At 61.7% G+C, this 21,026-nt stretch carries 23 protein-coding genes and 1 pseudogene; 14 read left to right on the forward strand and 10 right to left on the reverse strand.

The genetic code is table 11. The features are described 5' to 3' along the window. Positions 1-11: 11 nt before the first annotated feature. From C4J92_RS25035 to C4J92_RS25065, 7 genes are all read left to right on the forward strand, one after another. Positions 12-599, forward strand: a complete 588-nt coding sequence (locus C4J92_RS25035) for a YggT family protein (RefSeq protein WP_124364807.1) — start codon at positions 12-14, stop codon at positions 597-599. A 133-nt stretch (positions 600-732) separates the two neighbouring features. Next, the gene (locus C4J92_RS25040; RefSeq protein ID WP_124405551.1) at positions 733-1,872 is read left to right on the forward strand and encodes a homoserine O-acetyltransferase; all 1,140 of its coding nucleotides are present in this window, start codon (positions 733-735) and stop codon (positions 1,870-1,872) included. Positions 1,873-1,879: 7 nt separating this feature from the next. Then, on the forward strand, positions 1,880-2,500 hold the full coding sequence (gene metW / locus C4J92_RS25045) for a methionine biosynthesis protein MetW (protein ID WP_124364809.1): 621 nt from the start codon (positions 1,880-1,882) through the stop codon (positions 2,498-2,500). A 21-nt stretch (positions 2,501-2,521) separates the two neighbouring features. After that, positions 2,522-2,956, forward strand: coding sequence for a DUF4426 domain-containing protein (locus C4J92_RS25050; RefSeq protein WP_124405552.1), 435 nt, complete (start codon positions 2,522-2,524; stop codon positions 2,954-2,956). After that, positions 2,953-3,549 (forward strand): RdgB/HAM1 family non-canonical purine NTP pyrophosphatase, encoded by a 597-nt coding sequence (gene rdgB / locus C4J92_RS25055; protein ID WP_124405553.1) that lies wholly within the window; start codon positions 2,953-2,955, stop codon positions 3,547-3,549. The genes C4J92_RS25050 and rdgB overlap by 4 nt, the downstream gene beginning before the upstream one ends. After that, positions 3,546-4,748, forward strand: coding sequence for a radical SAM family heme chaperone HemW (hemW, locus tag C4J92_RS25060; protein WP_124405554.1), 1,203 nt, complete (start codon positions 3,546-3,548; stop codon positions 4,746-4,748). Before rdgB ends, hemW begins: the two co-directional genes overlap by 4 nt. Before the next feature lie 19 nt (positions 4,749-4,767). Further along, positions 4,768-5,091, forward strand: coding sequence for a DUF3392 domain-containing protein (locus C4J92_RS25065; protein ID WP_016972961.1), 324 nt, complete (start codon positions 4,768-4,770; stop codon positions 5,089-5,091). Between the two features lie 142 nt (positions 5,092-5,233). Here C4J92_RS25065 and trmB read toward each other — a convergent pair whose 3' ends face one another. The 4 genes from trmB to C4J92_RS25085 all read right to left on the reverse strand — a co-directional run bounded on the left by trmB (position 5,234) and on the right by C4J92_RS25085 (position 7,470). After that, entirely contained in the window at positions 5,234-5,959 is a 726-nt protein-coding gene (trmB, locus tag C4J92_RS25070; protein WP_124405555.1) for a tRNA (guanosine(46)-N7)-methyltransferase TrmB, read from the reverse strand. Between the two features lie 9 nt (positions 5,960-5,968). Next, on the reverse strand, positions 5,969-6,763 hold the full coding sequence (locus C4J92_RS25075; protein ID WP_124405556.1) for a thiazole synthase: 795 nt from the start codon (positions 6,761-6,763) through the stop codon (positions 5,969-5,971). 54 nt (positions 6,764-6,817) lie between these two features. Then, entirely contained in the window at positions 6,818-7,018 is a 201-nt protein-coding gene (gene thiS, locus C4J92_RS25080; RefSeq protein WP_124405557.1) for a sulfur carrier protein ThiS, read from the reverse strand. Positions 7,019-7,089: 71 nt separating this feature from the next. Then, a complete protein-coding gene (locus C4J92_RS25085) occupies positions 7,090-7,470 on the reverse strand; it encodes a DUF423 domain-containing protein (RefSeq protein ID WP_124372177.1) in 381 nt (126 codons plus the stop codon). A 74-nt stretch (positions 7,471-7,544) separates the two neighbouring features. Between C4J92_RS25085 and mtgA the strand changes: the two genes are divergently transcribed. Further along, complete coding sequence (gene mtgA, locus C4J92_RS25090) at positions 7,545-8,267, forward strand: monofunctional biosynthetic peptidoglycan transglycosylase (RefSeq protein WP_124405558.1); 723 nt, start codon at positions 7,545-7,547, stop codon at positions 8,265-8,267. Between the two features lie 129 nt (positions 8,268-8,396). Here mtgA and rpoH read toward each other — a convergent pair whose 3' ends face one another. From rpoH to ftsY, 4 genes are all read right to left on the reverse strand, one after another. After that, positions 8,397-9,251 (reverse strand): RNA polymerase sigma factor RpoH, encoded by an 855-nt coding sequence (gene rpoH, locus C4J92_RS25095; protein WP_003176698.1) that lies wholly within the window; start codon positions 9,249-9,251, stop codon positions 8,397-8,399. A 130-nt stretch (positions 9,252-9,381) separates the two neighbouring features. Next, on the reverse strand, positions 9,382-10,404 hold the full coding sequence (ftsX, locus tag C4J92_RS25100; protein WP_124405559.1) for a permease-like cell division protein FtsX: 1,023 nt from the start codon (positions 10,402-10,404) through the stop codon (positions 9,382-9,384). After that, a complete protein-coding gene (gene ftsE, locus C4J92_RS25105; RefSeq protein WP_003213784.1) occupies positions 10,401-11,072 on the reverse strand; it encodes a cell division ATP-binding protein FtsE in 672 nt (223 codons plus the stop codon). Before ftsE ends, ftsX begins: the two co-directional genes overlap by 4 nt. Next, positions 11,069-12,454, reverse strand: coding sequence for a signal recognition particle-docking protein FtsY (gene ftsY, locus C4J92_RS25110; protein WP_124405560.1), 1,386 nt, complete (start codon positions 12,452-12,454; stop codon positions 11,069-11,071). The genes ftsE and ftsY overlap by 4 nt, the downstream gene beginning before the upstream one ends. A gap of 231 nt (positions 12,455-12,685) precedes the next feature. Between ftsY and C4J92_RS25115 the strand changes: the two genes are divergently transcribed. The 4 genes from C4J92_RS25115 to C4J92_RS25130 are packed head-to-tail and all read left to right on the forward strand — an operon-like array spanning position 12,686 to position 17,154. Beyond that, positions 12,686-14,041: a pitrilysin family protein gene (locus C4J92_RS25115; protein ID WP_124405561.1), complete on the forward strand. Its 1,356-nt coding sequence runs from the start codon at positions 12,686-12,688 to the stop codon at positions 14,039-14,041. Then, a complete protein-coding gene (locus C4J92_RS25120; protein WP_124405562.1) occupies positions 14,034-15,524 on the forward strand; it encodes a pitrilysin family protein in 1,491 nt (496 codons plus the stop codon). Before C4J92_RS25115 ends, C4J92_RS25120 begins: the two co-directional genes overlap by 8 nt. After that, positions 15,524-16,129, forward strand: a complete 606-nt coding sequence (gene rsmD, locus C4J92_RS25125; RefSeq protein WP_124364821.1) for a 16S rRNA (guanine(966)-N(2))-methyltransferase RsmD — start codon at positions 15,524-15,526, stop codon at positions 16,127-16,129. Before C4J92_RS25120 ends, rsmD begins: the two co-directional genes overlap by 1 nt. A gap of 29 nt (positions 16,130-16,158) precedes the next feature. Further along, on the forward strand, positions 16,159-17,154 hold the full coding sequence (locus C4J92_RS25130) for a hydrolase (protein WP_124405563.1): 996 nt from the start codon (positions 16,159-16,161) through the stop codon (positions 17,152-17,154). A gap of 120 nt (positions 17,155-17,274) precedes the next feature. Here C4J92_RS25130 and C4J92_RS25135 read toward each other — a convergent pair whose 3' ends face one another. Both C4J92_RS25135 and C4J92_RS25140 read right to left on the reverse strand, forming a co-directional pair. Next, complete coding sequence (locus C4J92_RS25135; protein ID WP_124405564.1) at positions 17,275-18,129, reverse strand: sulfurtransferase; 855 nt, start codon at positions 18,127-18,129, stop codon at positions 17,275-17,277. Positions 18,130-18,162: 33 nt separating this feature from the next. After that, positions 18,163-18,834 carry a TetR/AcrR family transcriptional regulator gene (locus tag C4J92_RS25140; RefSeq protein ID WP_124364824.1) on the reverse strand — a complete coding sequence of 224 codons (672 nt, stop codon included), beginning with the start codon at positions 18,832-18,834 and terminating at the stop codon, positions 18,163-18,165. A gap of 129 nt (positions 18,835-18,963) precedes the next feature. Here C4J92_RS25140 and C4J92_RS25145 point away from each other — a divergent pair. Both C4J92_RS25145 and C4J92_RS25150 read left to right on the forward strand, forming a co-directional pair. Beyond that, positions 18,964-20,418 (forward strand): annotated as a pseudogene (locus tag C4J92_RS25145) (coniferyl aldehyde dehydrogenase); the annotation flags it as partial. Between the two features lie 30 nt (positions 20,419-20,448). Further along, positions 20,449-20,994 carry a twin-arginine translocation pathway signal protein gene (locus C4J92_RS25150; protein ID WP_124405566.1) on the forward strand — a complete coding sequence of 182 codons (546 nt, stop codon included), beginning with the start codon at positions 20,449-20,451 and terminating at the stop codon, positions 20,992-20,994. Positions 20,995-21,026 lie beyond the last annotated feature (32 nt).

The raw sequence follows: 21,026 nt of genomic DNA on the forward strand, positions 1-21,026 counted from the left end.
GGTAAACAAACATGCTCGGAATCAATGACGCTGCCATCTTCATCATCCAGACCCTAGGCAGCCTGTACCTGCTGATCGTGCTGATGCGCTTTATCCTGCAACTGGTGCGGGCGAACTTCTACAACCCGTTGTGCCAGTTCGTGGTCAAGGCCACCCAACCGCTGCTCAAGCCGCTGCGCCGAGTGATCCCGAGCCTGTTCGGGCTGGACATGTCGTCGCTGGTACTGGCACTGCTGCTGCAGATCCTGCTGTTCGTGGTGATCCTGATGCTCAATGGCTACCAGGCCTTTACGGTGCTGCTGTTGCCATGGGCGCTGATCGGCATTTTCTCGCTGTTTTTGAAGATCATCTTCTGGTCGATGATCATCAGCGTGATCCTCTCGTGGGTCGCCCCCGGCAGCCGCAGCCCAGGCGCCGAGCTGGTCTACCAGATCACCGAACCGGTGCTGGCGCCGTTCCGTCGCCTGATCCCCAACCTGGGCGGTCTGGATATTTCGCCGATCTTCGCGTTTATCGCGATCCAGCTGATTCAAAGCTGGGTGATTCCACGCCTGGCGTTCTATGCGTTCATGCCTAAAGAACTGTTCGGCCTGATCTGACAATTCGCTGGAAAATGTGGGAGGGGGCTTGCCCCCTCCCACATTTTGTATCTGTGTACCGGCGCAGGCCTTTGCTTGCCGCTGGGTCCAGTGGTCTTTAGACTTACGCCTCATTTAAACGAGAGCAGGGTCGATGCCAACTGCCTTCCCCCCCGATTCCGTTGGACTGGTCGTGCCCCAAGTGGCGCACTTCAGCGAACCGTTGGCCCTGGCCTGCGGCCGTTCGCTGCCCGCCTACGACTTGATCTACGAAACCTACGGCCAACTCAACGCCACGGCGAACAACGCCGTGCTGATATGCCACGCCCTGTCCGGCCACCATCATGCTGCGGGCTTCCACAGCGTCGACGAGCGCAAGCCCGGCTGGTGGGACAGCTGCATCGGCCCCGGCAAGCCCATCGATACCAACAAGTTCTTCGTGGTCAGCCTGAACAACCTCGGCGGCTGCAACGGTTCCACCGGCCCCAGCAGCCTCAACCCGGAGACTGGCAAGCCCTTCGGCGCCGACTTCCCGGTACTCACCGTGGAAGACTGGGTGCACAGCCAGGCGCGCCTCGCCGACCGGCTGGGCATCGACCAATGGGCGGCCGTGATCGGTGGCAGCCTGGGCGGCATGCAAGCCCTGCAATGGACCATCACCTACCCGGACCGCGTGCGCCACTGCCTCGCGATCGCCTCGGCGCCCAAGTTGTCGGCGCAGAACATTGCCTTCAACGAAGTGGCGCGCCAGGCCATCCTCACCGACCCGGAGTTCCACGGTGGTTCGTTCCAGGAAGCGGGGGTGATCCCCAAGCGTGGCCTGATGCTGGCGCGGATGGTCGGGCACATCACCTACCTGTCCGATGATTCCATGGGCGAGAAATTCGGCCGTGGCCTCAAGAGCGAGAAGCTCAACTACGACTTCCACAGCGTCGAGTTCCAGGTGGAAAGCTACCTGCGTTATCAGGGCGAGGAGTTCTCCGGGCGTTTCGACGCCAACACCTACCTGCTGATGACCAAGGCCCTGGACTACTTCGACCCGGCCGCGAACTTCAATGACGACCTGGCGAAGACCTTCGAACAGGCCACGGCCAAGTTCTGCGTAATGTCGTTCACCACCGACTGGCGCTTCTCGCCGGCGCGCTCCCGCGAGCTGGTGGACGCCCTGATGGCTGCACGCAAAGACGTCTGCTACCTGGAGATCGATGCACCGCAAGGCCACGACGCCTTCCTGATTCCGATTCCCCGTTATCTGCAGGCGTTCAGTAACTACATGAACCGTATTGCACTGTGAGAACGCCATGAGAGCCGACCTGGAAATCATCCAAGACTGGATCCCCGCCGGCAGCCGCGTGCTCGACCTGGGCTGCGGTGATGGCGAGCTGCTGAGCTGGCTGCGCGACAACAAGCAAGTCACCGGCTATGGCCTGGAAAACGACCCGGACAATATCGCCCAGTGCGTGGCCAAGGGCATCAACGTGATCGAGCAGGACCTGGACAAGGGCCTGGGCAACTTTGCCAGCGACAGCTTCGACATCGTGGTGATGACCCAGGCCCTGCAAGCGGTGCACTACCCGGACCGTATCCTCGACGAAATGCTGCGCGTCGGCCGCCAGTGCATCATCACCTTCCCCAACTTCGGGCACTGGCGCTGCCGCTGGTACCTGGCCACCAAGGGCCGCATGCCGGTGTCGGACTTCCTGCCGTACACCTGGTACAACACGCCGAACATCCACTTCTGCACCTTCGAAGACTTCGAAGCCCTGTGTGGCGAGCGTGAGGCCAAGGTGATCAACCGCCTTGCCGTCGATCAACAACATCGCCACGGCTGGGCGAGTAAGCTATGGCCCAACCTGTTGGGCGAAATCGGTATCTACCGGGTCAGCAGCCCTGGCCTGACCGACCACAAGATTGCCGTCTAATCATTATCAAGAGGGACGCTCATGAGTCGTTTGGCTGTTTTTCTCCTGACCGCCTGCCTGGGCGCCAGCGCCATGGCTGCGGACGCTATCGACGCTAACCGCAAGAAAGACTTCGGCGATATCACCGTTCATTACAACACCTTCACTTCAAGCTTTCTGTCGCCGGAGACCGCCCAGAAGGTAGGCGTGGTGCGCAGCAAGGACAAGGGCTTGATCAATGTGACCGTGATCAAGGGCGTAACCCCCGTCGCGGCCCAAGTGACCGGCACCATCAAGGATTTGGGCGGCAAGAGCGAAATCCTGACGTTCAAGCAGATCGAAGAGAAAGGCGGCGTCAGCTACCTCGCGCCCTACTCCGTGACCCAGCGCGAATACAAGACGTTTACCATCAATGTCGAAACCGGCGGCAAGGCCCATGGTTTCCAATTCAACCAAGAACTGTTTCCGGCCGAATGATGAACCTTACTCAACTCGTACTGGCCAGCCATAACGCCGGCAAACTCAAAGAATTGCAGGCCATGCTCGGTGACGCGGTGAAGCTGCGCTCGATCGGTGAGTTCAGCCAGGTCGAGCCGGAAGAAACCGGGCTGTCGTTCGTCGAGAACGCGATCCTCAAGGCACGCAACGCCGCACGCCTCTCGGGCCTGCCGGCCTTGGCGGACGATTCGGGCCTGGCGGTGGACTACCTCGGTGGCGCACCGGGCATCTATTCGGCGCGTTATGCCGACGGCAAAGGCGATGCGGCCAACAACGCCAAGCTGCTGGACGCGCTCAAGGATGTGCCGGACGCGGAGCGCGGTGCGCAGTTCGTCTGTGTGCTGGCATTGGTGCGCCACGCCGATGACCCCTTGCCGATCCTCTGCGAAGGCTTGTGGCACGGGCGCATCCTGCATGCAGCCAGCGGTGAGCATGGCTTTGGCTACGATCCGCTGTTCTGGGTGCCGGAGCGCAATGTCTCCAGCGCCGAACTGAGCCCGGCCGACAAGAACCAGATCAGCCACCGCGCCCGCGCAATGGATTTGCTGCGCCAACGCCTGAGCCTGAAATGACCCACCACACCCAGGCGCTGCCACTGATCCACGGCGGCGCGCAAACACCCCGGTCGGCGTTGCCTGTGCTGCCGCCCCTGGCGCTGTACATCCACATCCCGTGGTGCGTGCGCAAGTGCCCCTATTGCGACTTCAACTCCCATACCGCAAGCACCGTGCTGCCGGAAGAGGCGTATGTGGACGCCTTGCTGGCGGATCTGGACCAGGACCTGCACGCCGTCCATGGCCGGGAACTGAGCTCGATCTTCTTTGGCGGCGGCACCCCGAGCCTGTTCAGCGCCGCAGCGTTGGGGCGCCTGCTCGAAGGAGTGCAAGCGCGCATCGCATTTACCGACGACATCGAAATCACCCTGGAAGCCAATCCCGGCACCTTCGAACAAGAGAAGTTCGTGGCGTACCGCAAGCTGGGGATCAATCGTCTGTCCATCGGCATCCAGAGCTTCCAGCAGGCCAAGCTCGAAGCCCTGGGCCGCATCCACAACGGCGATGAAGCCATTCGCGCCGCAGGTATGGCGCGCCAGGCCGGGTTCGATAACTTCAACCTGGACCTGATGCACGGTTTGCCTGATCAGTCCCTGGACGACGCCCTGGCCGATCTGCGCCAAGCCATCGCACTGAAGCCGACGCATTTGTCCTGGTACCAGCTGACCCTGGAACCCAACACCGTGTTCTGGAACCAGCCCCCTGCGCTGCCGGAAGACGACACCCTGTGGGACATCCAGGAAGCCGGCCAGGCGCTGCTCGCCGAGCACGGTTACACACAATATGAAGTCTCGGCCTATGCCCAACCCGGTCGACCGGCGCGGCATAACCTCAATTACTGGAGCTTTGGCGACTTCATCGGCATCGGCGCGGGCGCCCACGGCAAGCTTAGCCATCCGGACGGGCGCATCGTGCGCACCTGGAAAACCCGCGCACCGAAGGACTACCTCAACCCGGCCAAAAGCTTCCAGGCGGGGGCGAAAGAACTGACCAATGAAGAGCTGCCGTTCGAGTTCCTGATGAACGCCCTGCGCCTCACCGAAGGCGTAGACGCCAGGCTTTACACCGAGCGCACCGGCCTTGACCTGGCGAGCCTCGCTGAAGGCCGCCGCGAGGCAGAACAAAGTGGCTTAATGCAGGTCGAACCGTCACGCCTGGCGGCGACCGACCGCGGGCAACTCTTTCTCAATGACCTGTTGCAGACGTTTTTGAGCTGATCGCTCTTAAGGAAATCGAATGGATTTGGTACTCGACCTGCTAGCCACCGTATCCCGCTGGAGCCGTAGCAACCTGTCGGAAATCTCCCTGGCGCTGGTCGGCTGTTTACTGGTGCTGTTCGGCGCAGACATAAAGGGCTGGGTCGAAGCCCGCCTGGGCAGCATCGCCGGCGCATTGCGCGTCCCCCTGATGGCGTTGGTGTGCATGATCGGCAGCGGCGCGGCGCTGATCTACGCCACGCCGTGGATCGTGCGCGGGCTGAGCCAGTTCAATAACTACAGCCTCGCGCCGGTGCTGGTGGTGGTACTGGTGTTGATTGGGGTGGTGGCAGACCGCCGCTGACTTCAAGCCAAACACAAAACAAATGTGGGAGGGGGCTTGCTCCCGATGGCAGGGTGCCAGACAACACATGTTTGGCTGACCCACCGCTATCGGGAGCAAGCCCCCTCCCACATTTTTACTGCATTTCAACGTTGCAGGCGGGTTACGCCAGCTTCTCGAACTTCAAATCCCACACCCCATGCCCCAACTTCTCGCCACGGCGTTCGAACTTGGTGACCGGGCGCTCTGCCGGGCGCGGTACGCATTTGCCGTCTTCGGCCAGGTTGCGGTAGCCGGGGGCGACGTTCATCACGTCCAGCATGTATTCGGCATAGGGCTCCCAGTCGGTGGCCATGTGCAGGATGCCCCCCACTTTCAGCTTGCTGCGCACCAGTTCCGCGAAGGAAGCCTGGACGATGCGACGCTTGTGGTGACGGGCCTTGTGCCATGGGTCGGGGAAGAACAGCATCAGCCGGTCGAGGCTGTTGTCGGCAATGCAGCGGTTGAGCACTTCAATCGCGTCGCAGTCGTAGACCCGCAGATTGGTCAGGCCCTGGGTCAGCACGCCGTTCAACAGCGCACCGACACCTGGGCGGTGCACTTCTACACCGATGAAATCCTGGTCCGGCGCGGCCGCCGCCATTTCCAGCAGGGAATGGCCCATGCCGAAGCCGATTTCCAGGGAACGCGGCGCCGAGCGACCGAACACCTGGTCGAAGTCCACCGGCGCATCGGCCAGGGGCAACACGAACAGCGACGTGCCTTGCTGCAGGCCTTTTTGCTGGCCTTCGGTCATGCGCCCGGCGCGCATCACGAAGCTCTTGATGCGGCGGTGCTTGGACTCGTCGCCTGCTTCCACGGGGTTCGGCGTTTCGTTTGATTCAGTCATCAATAGCTCTTACTTGATCAGGCCATCCAGCGGCGAAGAGGCGCTGGCATAGAGTTTTTTCGGCATGCGCCCGGCGAGGTAGGCCAGGCGGCCCGCGACGATTGCGTGTTGCATGGCTTCGGCCATCATGATCGGTTGCTGGGCATGGGCAATGGCCGAGTTCATCAGCACCGCGTCGCAGCCCAGCTCCATGGCGATGGTAGCGTCGGAGGCAGTGCCCACGCCCGCATCCACCAGCACCGGGATCCTGGCTTCTTCAAGGATGATCTGCAGGTTGTAAGGGTTGCAGATCCCCAGGCCGGAGCCGATCAGGCCAGCCAGTGGCATCACCGCGATGCAGCCGATTTCCGCCAGCTGGCGGGCGATGATCGGGTCATCGCTGGTGTAGACCATCACGTCAAAGCCTTCCTTGACCAGGGTTTCGGCGGCCTTGAGGGTTTCGATCACGTTGGGGAACAGGGTTTTCTGGTCGGCCAGCACTTCCAGCTTCACCAGGTTGTGGCCGTCGAGCAGCTCACGGGCCAGGCGGCAGGTGCGCACGGCTTCGATGGCGTCATAGCAGCCGGCGGTGTTCGGCAGGAAGGTGTAGCGGTCCGGCGACAGCACTTCGAGCAGGTTCGGCTCGCCCTCGATCTGGCCGAGGTTGGTGCGACGTACGGCGAAGGTAACGATTTCGGCGCCCGAGGCTTCGATGGCCAGACGGGTTTCTTCCATGTCGCGGTACTTGCCGGTGCCGACCAGCAGACGGGACTGGTAGGTACGACCGGCCAGGACGAAGGGCTTGTCGCTACGAACGATGCTCATGGGAAATCCTCGTAATGGGGTGAGGTTCTGCAGAATGCGTTACGGCCGGGGCGACTAGCCGCCGCCGATGGCGTGCACCACTTCGACACGGTCACCTTCGCTGAGCGTGGTGCCTTCGTGCTGGCTGCGCGGGACGATATCCAGGTTGAGTTCCACTGCGACACGGCGCCCGGTGAGGTCCAGGCGGGTCAGCAGGGCCGCGACGGTTTCACCGTCGGGCAGTTCAAGGGGTTCGCCGTTCAACTGAATGCGCATGCCACGGGCCGCCATCGTTTTTAGGGGCCGGCATTCTAACGCGATTGGGCGCTGAAGGTCAGCTTCAAGCGTCAAGCGGTCAGTTGCAGGCGCCAGGCGAGCAAGCCGAGGAAAAACCAGCCGAGCAGGAATGCCAGCCCGCCGAACGGCGTGATGATCCCGAGTTTGCTGATGCCGGTCAGGGTCAACAGATACAGGCTGCCGGAGAACAGCAAGATGCCGACCACAAATGAGATGCCCGCCCAGGTGACCAGCCGGCCAGGAATATGCGCGGCCAGCAGCGCCACGCCAAACAACGCCAGGGTGTGCACCAGTTGATACGTCACGCCGGTGTGGAAGATCGCCAGGTAGTCGGCGCTCAGGCGGTTTTTCAGGCCATGGGCGGCGAACGCGCCGAGGGCGACGCCGGTAAAGCCAAAAAAGGCGGCCAGCATCAGAAAGCTACGCAGCATGAGGAACTCCAGTCAGACTCATCGGGCAGGGTCTGTATAATGGCCCGCTCAACGGGTTCGGCCAAGCCATCTCTATGCTGCGTGTCCTCTTCAATCGCTTTCTCAACGTCGTGAAATGGTTCGCCATCGGCAGTGTGCTGCTGGTGCTGCTGTTTCGCGTCATACCACCGCCGTTCACTGCGCTGATGGTGGAGCGCAAGGTCGAATCCTGGATCGACGGCGAACCTATCGACCTGCAGCGCAGCTGGGTGGCGTGGGACGAGATTTCCGACGACCTCAAAGTGGCGGTGATGGCCGGTGAAGACCAGCGTTTCCCACAGCACTGGGGCTTCGACTTTGGCGCGATCCAGGCGGCAATCGTGCATAACGAGCGCGGCGGCACGATTCGCGGCGCCAGCACCTTGAGCCAGCAGGTGTCGAAAAACCTGTTCCTGTGGGCTGGCCGCAGTTATCTGCGCAAGGGCCTGGAAGCCTGGTTTACCGGGTTGATCGAGGTGCTGTGGCCCAAGCAGCGCATCCTTGAGGTGTACCTCAACAGCGTGGAGTGGGACGAGGGTGTGTTCGGTGCAGAAGCAGCAGCGCGGCATCATTTCGGAGTGAGCGCCAAAGGGCTGTCGCGTCAGCAGGCCAGCTACCTGGCGGCGGTGTTGCCGAACCCACGGGTGTGGAGTGCCAGCCATCCGACCGCCTATGTGGCGCGGCGCGCGGCGTGGATTCGCCAGCAGATGAGTCAGTTGGGTGGCGAGGGCTATTTGGTCGAACTCAATAACTCCCGAAAAGCCCCCTGGTCCGACTGACACACCCAAAACAACTGTGGGAGGGGGCTTTCTCCCGATAGCGGTGGATCAGTCACTCATATGTCGACTGACACTCTGCTATCGGGAGCAAGCCCCCTCCCACATTTTGCCCCAGCATTGCCAGCTGGATCAGGCGGCGATCGACAGTTTCAGCTTGTTCATCGCGCTTTTCTCAAGCTGCCGAATCCGCTCGGCCGACACGTTGTACTTCTGCGCCAGGTCGTGCAGCGTGGCTTTTTCTTCCGCCAGCCAGCGCTGGTAAAGAATGTCACGGCTGCGGTCGTCCAGCACTTCCAGCGCTTCGTGCAGGTTGTGATTGGAGTTGTCGCTCCAGTCTGCATCTTCCAGTTGACGCGCCGGGTCGTACCGGTGGTCTTCCAGGTAGTTGGCCGGCGATTGGAAGGCGCTGTCATCGTCTGCTTCGGCAGCCGGGTCGAAGGCCATATCATGGCCGGTCAGGCGACTTTCCATCTCGCGCACTTCACGGGGCTCCACGCCGAGGCTTTCGGCCACGCGGTGGACTTCCTCGTTGTTCAGCCACGCCAGGCGTTTCTTCTGGCTGCGCAGGTTGAAGAACAGCTTGCGCTGGGCCTTGGTGGTCGCGACTTTCACGATGCGCCAGTTGCGCAGGATGAACTCGTGGATTTCCGCCTTGATCCAGTGCACGGCGAACGACACCAGGCGCACACCCATTTCCGGGTTGAAACGCTTCACCGCCTTCATCAGGCCGACGTTGCCTTCCTGGATCAGGTCAGCCTGGGCCAGGCCGTAGCCGCTATAGCTACGGGCGATATGTACGACAAAACGCAGGTGGGCGAGCACCATCTGCCGAGCCGCCCCCAAATCCTGCTCATAGTAGAGACTCTCGGCCAGTTCACGCTCCTGCTCGGGCGTCAGCAAGGGAATGCTGTTTACCGTGTGCACATAGGCTTCCAGGTTCGCACCCGGGACCAAGGCATAAGCAGGTTGCAAAGAAGTGGTCATACGAAAAAACCTCCGACTCACATAACTCGTGCAGTTCAGCACTGCGAAAATTGACCGGGGAACCGTAGGACAAGTTCCCTAAACTGCTGACAAGGTCAATACAAACGAAACTACATTACCCTGACATTAACTACTTCGGTGCCAGCTCACGTAAGTGCCGTGCCACCGCAATCCACGCACCGATATACCCCAACAATACCGCGCCAAGCAAGAGACTCAGACCATCGGCTACCGGCACCCCTGCCAGGGCAAAATCGCTGCCGTACAAGCCGGCAAGCCCGATAACTGCATCGTTCAGCCAGTCCAGACCAAAAGCCAGCACGCCCCAGGACAAAATCCCGGCACCAAAGCCATAAAGCGCGCCCATGTACAGAAAAGGACGACGCACATAGCTGTCCGTGCCGCCGACCAGTTTAATCACTTCTATCTCGGTGCGGCGGTTTTCAATATGAAGACGAATGGTATTACCTATCACCAAAAGTAATGCAGACACCAACAGCACCGTCAAACCGAACACGAAGCGGTCGCCCAGCTTGAGGATCGCGGCCAGGCGCTCTACCCAGACTAGATCAAGTTGCGCCTGTTGCACCTTGGGCATCTCTGCGAGTTTTTGTCGCAGGGCTTCCAGGGCCGGCTTGTCCACTTCATTGGGCGTCACCAGCACCACGCCTGGCAGTGGGTTCTGCGGCAGCTCTTTAAGCGCCTCGCCCAGGCCGGATTGTTGCTGGAACTCTTCCAGCGCCTGATCGCGGCTGATGTATTCGGCATCCGCCACGCCTGGCAGGTTCTTGATCTCGTCGCGCAGGCCCTCGCCGTCCTTGGTGCTGGCGTCGAGGTTCAGGTACAGGGAAATCTGCGCCGCGCGCTGCCAGGAACCGCCCAGGCGCTCCACATTATTGAGCAGCAACGACAAGCCCATCGGCAGGCTCAGGGCCACGGCCATCACCAGGCAGGTGAAAAAGCTGCCGATCGGCTGCTTGCCCAGGCGACGCAGGCTGTCGAGCAGGCTGGCGCGGTGGCTTTCAATCCAGGCACGCAACAAGGTGCCAAAGTCCGGGCCGTCGTCTTCGTCGTGTTTTTTCTTTTTCGGTTGCAGGTCGGCCGGTTTCGGCGCCACGCGTTCGGATACTTTAGGGCTGCGTGTTGCACTCATACGCCAGCCTCCCCGTCGCCGATCAGACGGCCACGTTGCAGGGTCAGCATGCGATGACGCATGCGCGCAATCAGCGCCAGGTCGTGGCTGGCGATCAACACACTGGTGCCCAGCCGGTTGATGTCTTCGAACACCCCCATGATCTCGGCCGCCAGGCGCGGGTCGAGGTTACCGGTGGGTTCATCCGCCAGCAGCAAGGCCGGGCGATGAACGATGGCGCGCGCGATACCGACGCGCTGCTGCTGGCCGGTGGACAGGTCGCCGGGGTAGAGGTCGGTCTTGTCCGACAAGGCCACGCGCTCCAGGGCTGAATCGACCCGCTTGACGATCTCGGCCTTGGACAGCCCGAGAATCTGCAGGGGCAAGGCAATGTTGTTGAACACGGTGCGATCAAACAGCAACTGGTGGTTCTGGAACACCACGCCGATCTGACGGCGCAGGAACGGGATCTGCGCATTGCTGATGGTGGCCAGGTCCTGTCCCGCCAGCAGCAGCTTGCCGGTGGTCGGGCGCTCCATGGCCAGCAGCAGGCGCAACAAGGTGCTCTTACCGGCGCCGGAATGCCCGGTCACGAACAAAAACTCGCCCCGCCGTACTCGAAAGCTCAGCTCATGCAAGCCCACATGCCCGTTGGCGTAGCGTTTACCGACCTGTTCGAATCGAATCATGAGCGCTCCCGCTCGGCAAACAGTGCCTGTACAAAGGGTTCGGCTTCAAAAGTGCGCAGGTCGTCGATGCCTTCACCGACGCCGATATAACGAATCGGCAACCCGAACTGCTTGGCCAGGGCGAAAATCACACCACCCTTGGCCGTGCCGTCGAGCTTAGTCAATGCCAGGCCGGTCAGTTGCACCGTCTGGTTGAATTGCTTGGCCTGACTGATGGCGTTCTGCCCGGTACCGGCGTCCAGCACCAGCAGCACCTCATGCGGGGCGTCGGCGTCGAGCTTGCCGATCACGCGGCGGACTTTCTTCAGCTCTTCCATCAAATTGTCTTTGGTGTGCAGGCGGCCGGCGGTGTCGGCGATCAACACATCGATGTTCCGGGCCTTGGCTGCCTGCACGGCATCGAAAATCACCGACGCGGAGTCGGCACCGGTGTGCTGGGCGATCACCGGGATCTTGTTGCGCTCGCCCCACACCTGCAGTTGCTCAACGGCAGCGGCACGGAAGGTGTCGCCGGCGGCGAGCATGACTTTCTTGCCTTCGGACTGCAGTTTTTTCGCCAGCTTGCCAATGGTGGTGGTCTTGCCGGCGCCGTTGACGCCTACCACCAGGATCACGAACGGCTTCTTCGGGGTGATCACCAGCGGCGCTTCAACGGGTTTAAGCATGGCGGCCAGCTCGGCCTGCAAGGATTTGTACAACGCGTCGGCGTCGGTCAGCTGCTTGCGGGCGACCTTCTGGGTCAGGCTCTGGATGATCACGGCGGTGGCTTCGACGCCTACGTCTGCAGTGAGCAGGCGGGTCTCGATGTCTTCCAGCAGCTCGTCATCGATGGTCTTCTTGCCAAGGAACAGGCTGGCCATGCCCTCGCCGATACTGGCGCTGGTTTTGCTCAGACCTTGCTTGAGACGGGTAAAAAAGCCGGTTTTGCTGGTTTCGGCGGCCGGCTCTTCGATGACGGCAGGCGCGGGGGCCTCGACGGCGGGTGGCGTCTGCACGACTGTCGCTACGGGTTCAACCACCGTAGGAATAGGCGGCGTTACGTGCTCAACCTGCACATCTTCAACCAGCGCCACCGGCTCTTCAGCCACCGGCAGTGGCGGCCACGGCTTGTGCTCTGGCTCTGGCTCTGGCTCTGGCTCTGGCTCTGGCTCTGGCTCTGGCTCGACCGCAGGCTGCAGCACCGGCTCGGCCATCGGCAACACCGTCGGCGCCGGTGTTTCGGCTACCGGTTCGGCTTCTACTATAGGCTCAGGGATAGGTTCAGGTTGAACCTGTGGCTGTTCGACGACGGTTTCCTGCGGCTTTTTGCGCAGCCATCCGAACAGGCCTTTCTTCTCGCCAGCCGCAGCTGGGGTCTTCTTGTCGTCGTTGGAACCAAACATGGAGACGGCTATCTCAAGGTAGCGACGCGCCAGCAGGCGCTTCGGTAAATAAAATTCGATGCGTAACAGACTGTTTTTTAGCCAGCTCGTTCATGCGCAACATTTTGAAGGCCAAAATAGAGCCTCAACAAGACAGCCGCAGTGGCCGCCCCTAAGTCGGATCGGTATCCTAGCACCTCCTCGCCCGCCGACGCTAAGACCAAGCGGGCAGTCCAACAGGTTAAAAAACGAATGAATGCTCTAGCCCGCCGCGCCGCAGGCCTGCTGCTCAGCACAGTTTGTCTGCCCCTTTCAGCTTTGGCTGCCGACCCACAACCCACCCACGAATTCACCCTCGACAACGGCCTCAAGGTGGTCGTGCGCGAAGATCATCGCGCGCCGGTGGTGGTTTCCCAGGTCTGGTACAAGGTCGGCTCGAGCTACGAAACCCCGGGCCAGACCGGTTTGTCCCATGCCTTGGAACATATGATGTTCAAAGGCAGCGCCAAGGTCGGCCCCGGCGAAGCCTCGCTGATCCTGCGCGACCTGGGCGCTGAAGAAAACGCCTTCACCAGTGACGACTACACCGCTTATTACCAGGTGCTGGCCCGCGACCGCCTGGGCGTGGCCTTCGAACTGGAAGCCGACCGCATGGCCAGCCTGCGCCTGCCGGCCGATGAGTTCAGCCGCGAAATCGAGGTGATCAAGGAAGAACGCCGCCTGCGCACCGACGACAACCCGATGTCCAAGGCCTATGAACGCTTCAAGGCCATGGCCTTCCCGGCCAGCGGCTATCACACGCCCACCATCGGCTGGATGGCTGACCTTGAGCGCATGAAGGTCGAGGAACTGCGCCACTGGTACCAGGCCTGGTACGTGCCGAACAACGCGACTCTGGTAGTGGTCGGCGACGTCACGCCGGACGAGGTGAAAAACCTGGCCCAGCGCTACTTCGGCCCGATCCCCAAGCGTGACGTCCCGCCAGCCAAGGTCCCGATGGAGCTGGCCGAGCCCGGCGAGCGCCTGCTGACCCTGCATGTGCAAACCCAGCTGCCCAGCGTATTCCTCGGTTTCAACGTGCCGAGCCTGGCCACTGCCGAGGACAAGCGCTCGGTACACGCCCTGCGCCTGATCTCGGCCCTGCTCGACGGCGGTTACAGCGCGCGTATCTCCGAGCAGTTGGAGCGGGGTGAAGAACTGGTCTCCGCCGCGTCCACCGATTATGACGCCTTCACCCGCGGCGACACGCTGTTCATGCTGACCGCCACGCCCAACCAGCAGAAGAAAAAGACCGTTGCCCAAGCCGAAGCCGGCCTGTGGCGCCTGCTGGAAGAACTCAAAGCCAAGCCGCCAACCGTCGAAGAGCTGGAGCGCATCCGCGCCCAGGTGATTGCGGGCGTGGTCTACCAGCGCGACTCTATCACCGCCCAGGCCACGGCGATCGGCTCGCTGGAGACCGTCGGCCTGTCCTGGAAGCTGATGGACACTGAGCTTGCCGACCTGCAAAGCGTCACCCCGGAAGATATCCAAAAAGCTGCACGCACCTATTTCACCCGCGAACGTCTGAGCGTCGCCCATGTTTTGCCTGAGGAGACCGCTCATGAGTGACCGCAAGAGCAACCGCCTGATTCTGCCCGGCCTGATCGCCGTCACCTTGATCGCGGCCGGTGCCGTGTACCTGTTGCGCCCGAGCGAGTCGGTCGCCAGCCAGGCCCTGGACAAGGCCCAAACGGCCAACACACTGCAATCGCTGGCTGAACTGGACGGCAAGGCGCCGACCAACCGCAAGCTCGACGTGCAAACCTGGAACACCGCCGAAGGCGCCAAGGTGCTGTTCGTCGAAGCCCATGAACTGCCGATGTTCGACGTGCGTATCCTGTTCGCCGCCGGCAGCAGCCAGGACGGCGATGTGCCGGGCCTGGCCGTGATGACCAACGCCATGCTCAACGAAGGCGTGCCAGGCAAGGACGTCAGCCAGATCGCCAGCGGCTTTGAAGGCCTGGGGGCCGACTTTGGCAATGGCGCCTATCGCGATATGGCCCTGGTGTCCCTGCGCAGCTTGAGCGACAGCGACAAACGCGATGCCGCACTCGCGCTGTTCGATGACGTGATCGGCAAGCCGACCTTCCCGGCCGACTCACTGGCACGCATCAAGAATCAGATCCTGGCCGGCTTCGAATACCAGAAACAGAATCCCGCCAAGCTGGCCAGCATCGAGCTGTTCAAGCGCCTGTACGGCGACCATCCGTATGCCCACCCAAGCGAAGGCACGCCTGAAAGCGTGCCGGCGATTACCGTGCAACAGCTGCAGGCATTCCACGCCAAGGCTTATGCGGCAGGCAATGCAGTGATCGCGGTGGTGGGCGACCTGACCCGCGCCGAAGCCGAAGCCATGACCGCCAAGGTCTCTGCCGCGTTGCCCAAGGGCCCGGCCCTGGCGAAGATTGCCCAGCCCACCGAGCCAAAGGCCGGCCTGAGCCGCATCGAGTTTCCCTCCAAGCAGACCCACCTGCTGTTTGCCCAGTTGGGCATCGATCGCGCCGACCCGGACTACGCTGCACTGTCCCTGGGCAACCAGATTCTGGGCGGCGGTGGTTTCGGCACGCGGTTGATGAGCGAAGTGCGTGAAAAACGCGGCCTCACCTACGGCGTGTACTCCGGCTTCTCGCCGATGCAAGTGCGCGGCCCGTTCATGATCAACCTGCAGACCCGCGCCGAAATGAGCGGCGGCACGTTGCGCCTGGTCGAAGACGTCGTGGCCGACTACCTCAAGACCGGCCCCACCCAGAAGGAGCTGGATGATGCCAAGCGCGAACTGGCCGGCAGCTTCCCGCTGTCTACCGCGAGCAACGCCGATATCGTCGGGCAGCTCGGCGCCATGGGTTTCTATAACCTGCCGCTGAGCTATCTGGAAGATTTCATGAAACAATCCCAGGCCCTGACCGTGGAGCAGGTCAAGGCTGCAATGAACAAACACTTGAGCGCCGACAAGATGGTCATCGTGACCGCCGGCCCGACGATTGCGCAAAAGCCACTACCGCCCCCCACTGATAAACCTGCCGAGCAGCCGCTCGGGGTTCCGGAGCATTAATGGCCAGTTCATCTCGCCCGAAAAAACCTGTCCACAACGTACATAACGGTGTGGGCCAACTGCGCATCATTGGCGGTGAATGGGGCAGCCGCAAGCTGAGCTTCCCCGATGTCGTGGGCCTGCGCCCGACGCCGGATCGCGTGCGCGAAACCTTGTTCAACTGGCTTGCGCCCTACATCGGCGGCGCCAAGGTGCTCGACCCGTTTGCGGGCAGTGGCGCGCTGTTCCTGGAGGCGCTGTCCCGTGGCGCCTCCCAGGCCCAGGCGCTGGATGCGAGCAATGTGGCGGTGTCCAGCCTCAAGGAACACTTGGGCACGTTGCGCTGCACCAACGGCCAGGTTCAGACCGCCGATGCCTTGCGCTACCTGGAAACCCAGGCGGCCAGCGAATACGACGTGGTGTTCCTCGATCCACCGTTCAACCAGAACCTGCTGCCGACCGTGTGTGCATTGCTGGAAGAACGCCAATGGTTGGCGCCGGATGCGTGGGTCTACACTGAAAGCGAGACAGCGCCGTCAACGCTCGGCCTGCCGGGGAGCTGGCGCTTGCACCGTGAGCAGAAGTCCGGGCGGGTTTATTACGCGTTGTGGCACCGCACCCTGTAGGAGCGAGCTTGTCAGGCAGCGAGTATTTCATGACGGCATCTGTGGACCGCTTCACCCCCGCCTTCGGCCTCGGCAACCCCCATCTGCAAACGCTGTGGGGGCCGCTATGGCGTCCCACCACGCATATCGAGCGTCAGCGTGAACGCCTGTGGCTGGAAGACGGCGACTTTCTGGACCTCGACTGGCACGGCCCCCATGACGCGCACGCGCCTCTGGTACTGGTGCTGCACGGGCTGACCGGCTCGTCCAATTCGCCCTACGTGGCCGGCCTGCAAAAGGCGCTCGCCGCCCAAGGCTGGGCCAGCGCAGCCTTGAACTGGCGCGGTTGCTCAGGCGAGCCGAATTTGTTGGCCCGCAGCTACCATTCCGGTGCCAGCGAAGATCTGGCGGCAGCGATCGCCCATCTGCGTGCCAAGCGGCCGTTGGCGCCGTTATATGCGGTGGGTTATTCCTTGGGCGGCAACGTATTGCTCAAGCACCTGGGGGAAACCGCCGACGCCTCCGGGCTGCAAGGCGCGGCGGCGGTCTCGGTGCCGTTTCGCCTGGATCAATGCGCGGACCGCATAGGGATTGGCCTCTCGCGGGTGTATCAGAAGCACTTTATGCGCGAGATGCTGGCTTATGTCCGCGTCAAGCAACGCCAGTTTTTGCAGGACGGCCGACAAGACGGGCTCAACGCCCTGGAGGCGTTGGGTCCGTTGGAGAAAATGCGCACGTTCTGGGATTTCGATGGCCGGGTCACCGCGCCGCTGCACGGTTTCCTCAGCGCCGAGGATTACTACCGCCGCGCCTCGAGTCGATATTACCTGGGCGCTATCCGTACGCCGACGTTGATTATCCAGGCGGCGGATGACCCGTTTGTGTTTGCCCACAGTTTGCCCGAAGCTAGTGAGCTATCAGACTGTACCGAGTTCGAGCTCACGGCCAAGGGCGGGCATGTGGGGTTTGTAGAGGGTTCGCTGAAACGCCCCGGCTACTACTTGGAACGCCGCATCCCCCAGTGGCTACTGACACAACACGGATAAAAATGTGGGAGGGGGCTTGCTCCCGATTGCGGATAATCAGTCGATACATTATTGACTGAGCCACCGCAATCGGGAGCAAGCCCCCTCCCACATTTGGATTGGATTTGCACACCAGATTACTTAGTCGCCTGTGGCCACTTCCCGCTCGGGATCTGTAATCCACTCACTCCACGACCCCGCATATAACTTGCCCAACGGATACCCCGCCAAGCTCAACGCAAACAGGTTATGGCACGCCGTCACACCCGAACCGCAATACGCCACCAGCTCATCCGGCGACCGGCCCTGCAACTGCGCAGCAAAACGCTGTTTGAGCTGCTCAGCCGGCAAAAAGCGCCCATCACTACCCAGGTTTTCATTGAAGGCCGCGCATTGCGCGCCTGGAATATGCCCGGCGATGGGGTCGATGGGCTCCATATCGCCACGAAAACGCGCCTGGGCGCGAGCGTCGATCAACGTCATGCCCGGTTCGCCCAAGCGTTTCCGTAACTGCTCGGCATCGAGCACCAATCGATTATCCGGCGTACCGGCAAACGTGCCTGGTTCGACCACCGGCGCATCCAGGCTCAATGGGAAGCCCGCCGCGTGCCACGCCTTCAGGCCGCCATCCAGGATAAACACACCCTCGCGCTTGCCGAGCCAGGCCAGCAACCACCATGCCCGAGCCGCAAAGGCCCCTGGGCCGTCGTCATACAGCACCACGTCGGTATCAGCGCTGATGCCCCATGCCTGCAATTGCTGAATGAAGGCGTGCGCCGCGGGCAGCGGGTGACGGCCGGTCACGCCCTTGATCACCGGGCCGCTGAGATGGCGCTCCAGGTCGGCATATTGCGCCCCTTCGATATGCCCTTCGGCATAGCTGCACAGGCCGTAATCCGGGTCTTCCAGGGCAAAACGGCAATCGAGGATCACCAGCCCGGCCGACGTTTGGCGCTCGGCTAATGCCTGGGGGCTGATCAGTTGGGCAAGCGGCATGACTGACTCCTGTGCATACAAAGGGGAAAGGTCTTACTTCACTTCTTCCAATGCCTGGTTCAATGGCACGTAAAACTCTTTGAACAACGCATCCACCGCCGTTTTTGCCTGAGGCGTGACAAACCCCGCCTCCAGCACCAGCACCTGATAGACCCCACGTTTTATCGCTTCGGCGCTCAAATGGGTGGAATTTTCATTGGTGGTGCACAGGAAACGCACCCACGAGGTGAGGATGATCCAGGCATTGAGGGTCAGGGCCTCGGTTTGCACCGGGTCCATCGTGAGGATGCCGGCGTCGACAAAGCCCTGGTAGATCGCCCCGCCCTGGATCAGGCAGCGCTGGGAGAACCGTCGATAGCCAGTGGCCAGCTCGGGGTCGCTTTCCAATAAATGTTCGAGGTCGCGGTGCAGGAAGCGGTAGCGCCACATGCCGGCCAGTACCGCCTGCAGGTAAAAGCGCTTGTCTTCCACCACCATCGCCCGCCCCTGAGGCGGGCGTAGGAAACTGTCCACCAACGCTTCGTATTCACGGAACAGCACGGCGATAATCGCCTGCTTATTGGGGAAGTGGTAGTACAGGTTGCCCGGGGAAATTTCCATATGGGCAGCGATATGGTTGGTGCTGACACTGCGCTCGCCCTGCTGGTTAAAAAGCTCCAGGCTGGTTTGCACAATTCGCTCGCTGGTCTTTACTCGTGGTGCCATAGGGCTCAGCTTCCAAACACAGGATGAGGCATCTTACGGCCTATCCGGGTCAGGATAAATCTGGTTGTTACTGCAATGTTATTTGACAATTTAGAGTAATGACTCTAAAAATCCAGGCAGACCTATAACAACCGGGACCGCGCCATGTCTGCCAACGTTGCCTACCTGCAGCAATCCCAGGCGCTGGATCAACTCCAGATCCTGTTCGACGCCCAACGTCGCGCTTATGCCGCCAACCCGATGCCGCCGGCCGCGCAACGCCAGCAATGGCTCAAGGCCCTGCGCGATGTGCTCAGCGATGTGCTCAGCGATGAACGCCAGGCGCTGATCAATGCGATCAGCCAGGACTTCAGCCATCGCAGCGCGGACGAAACCCTGTTCGCCGAGCTGATGCCCAGCCTGCACGGCATTCACTACGCGAGTAAACACCTCAAAGGCTGGATGAAACCTTCCCGACGTGCTGTAGGCATTGCCTTTCAGCCCGCGTCGGCCAAAGTCATTTACCAACCGCTGGGTGTGGTGGGCGTCATCGTGCCGTGGAACTACCCGCTGTACCTGGCTATCGGTCCGCTGGTCGGAGCCTTGGCCGCCGGCAACCGGGTAATGCTCAAGCTCAGCGAATCCACGCCGGCCACCGGCGAACTGCTCAAGGCATTGCTGGCAAAAATCTTCCCCGAGGACCTGGTGTGCGTGGTGCTCGGCGAAGCTGACGTCGGCGTGGCGTTTTCCAGGTTGCGTTTCGATCATTTGCTGTTCACCGGCGCCACCAGCATCGGCCGGCATGTGATGCGGGCCGCCGCCGAACACCTCACCCCTGTCACCCTGGAGTTGGGCGGCAAATCGCCGGCCATTGTGTCCGCCGACGTACCGCTCAAGGACGCCGCCGAACGTATCGCCTTCGGCAAGGCCTTGAACGCCGGGCAAACCTGCGTGGCGCCCGACTATGTGCTGGTGCCGGAGGAACGTGTGGACGGTTTTGTCGAGGCCTACTCCAACGCGATTCGCGGGTTTTATCCGACCCTGGCCGACAACCCGGACTACACCGCCATCATCAACGAGCGGCAACTGGCCAGGCTCAATGCCTACGCCAAGGATGCCACCGACAAGGGCGCCACCCTGATTCCGCTTTACGACCAGGGCCAGGCACGCCGTATGGCCCATAGCCTGTTGCTGAATGTGAACGACGACATGACGGTCATGCAGGACGAGATCTTTGGTCCGCTATTACCGATCGTGCCCTATCGCGGCATCGACCAGGCCTTTGCCTACATCAACCAACGCCCTCGCCCGCTGGCCCTGTATTACTTCGGCTACAACAAACGCGAACAGGACCGTGTGCTCCACGAGACCCACTCCGGCGGCGTGTGCCTGAACGACACCCTGCTGCACGTGGCCCAGGACGACATGCCATTCGGCGGCATCGGCCCCTCTGGCATGGGCCACTACCACGGACACGAAGGTTTCCTGACGTTCAGCAAGGCCAAGGGCGTGCTGGTCAAACAGCGTTTGAACGCGGCGAAGCTGATCTACCCGCCCTACGGGAAGACCATCCAGAAGTTGATCCAGAAGCTGTTTATCCGCTGATAACCGCCACCCCCCGGGACAATAAAAACAATGAACCCCAGCCTGACTGAAACACCTGCGCTGTCGCGGCGCGGCGTCTTGAAAATCGGCCTGTGCGCCAGCGCGTTCCTGGCCACCGCCGGGCTGGGGGCGAGCCTCAGCGGCTGCTCGAGCAGCACGCCGGCCAGCGGCTTTGCGCTGTTACGGACCAGTGACCTGCCATTTTTGCGCGCGGTCATCCCGGTACTGCTGGAAGGCGCAGCCAGCGCCCAGGCCGTCAGCGCCGGGATTGAAGACACCCTGAAAAAGCTCGACTACAGCCTGCAGCACCTGTCACCCGAGATGTTCAAGCTCACCCAGCAGCTGTTCGATGTGCTCGGCATGGGCATTACCCGAGGCCCGCTGACGGGTATCTGGGGTAGCTGGGAAAATGCCAGCGCGGAGCAGATCCGCAACTTCCTGCACCGTTGGGAAAACAGCTACCTGAACCTGCTGCGCATGGGCCAGGGCTCGCTGCTCAAGCTGGTGACCATGGCCTGGTACTTCCGGCCTGAGTCCTGGGCCCATTGCGGCTATCCCGGCCCGCCGAAAATCTGATTTGCATCCCCAACAATAAAAACCAGAGACGA

It is taken from the genome of Pseudomonas sp. R3-18-08 (genome assembly GCF_003852065.1).
Classification (GTDB): domain Bacteria; phylum Pseudomonadota; class Gammaproteobacteria; order Pseudomonadales; family Pseudomonadaceae; genus Aquipseudomonas.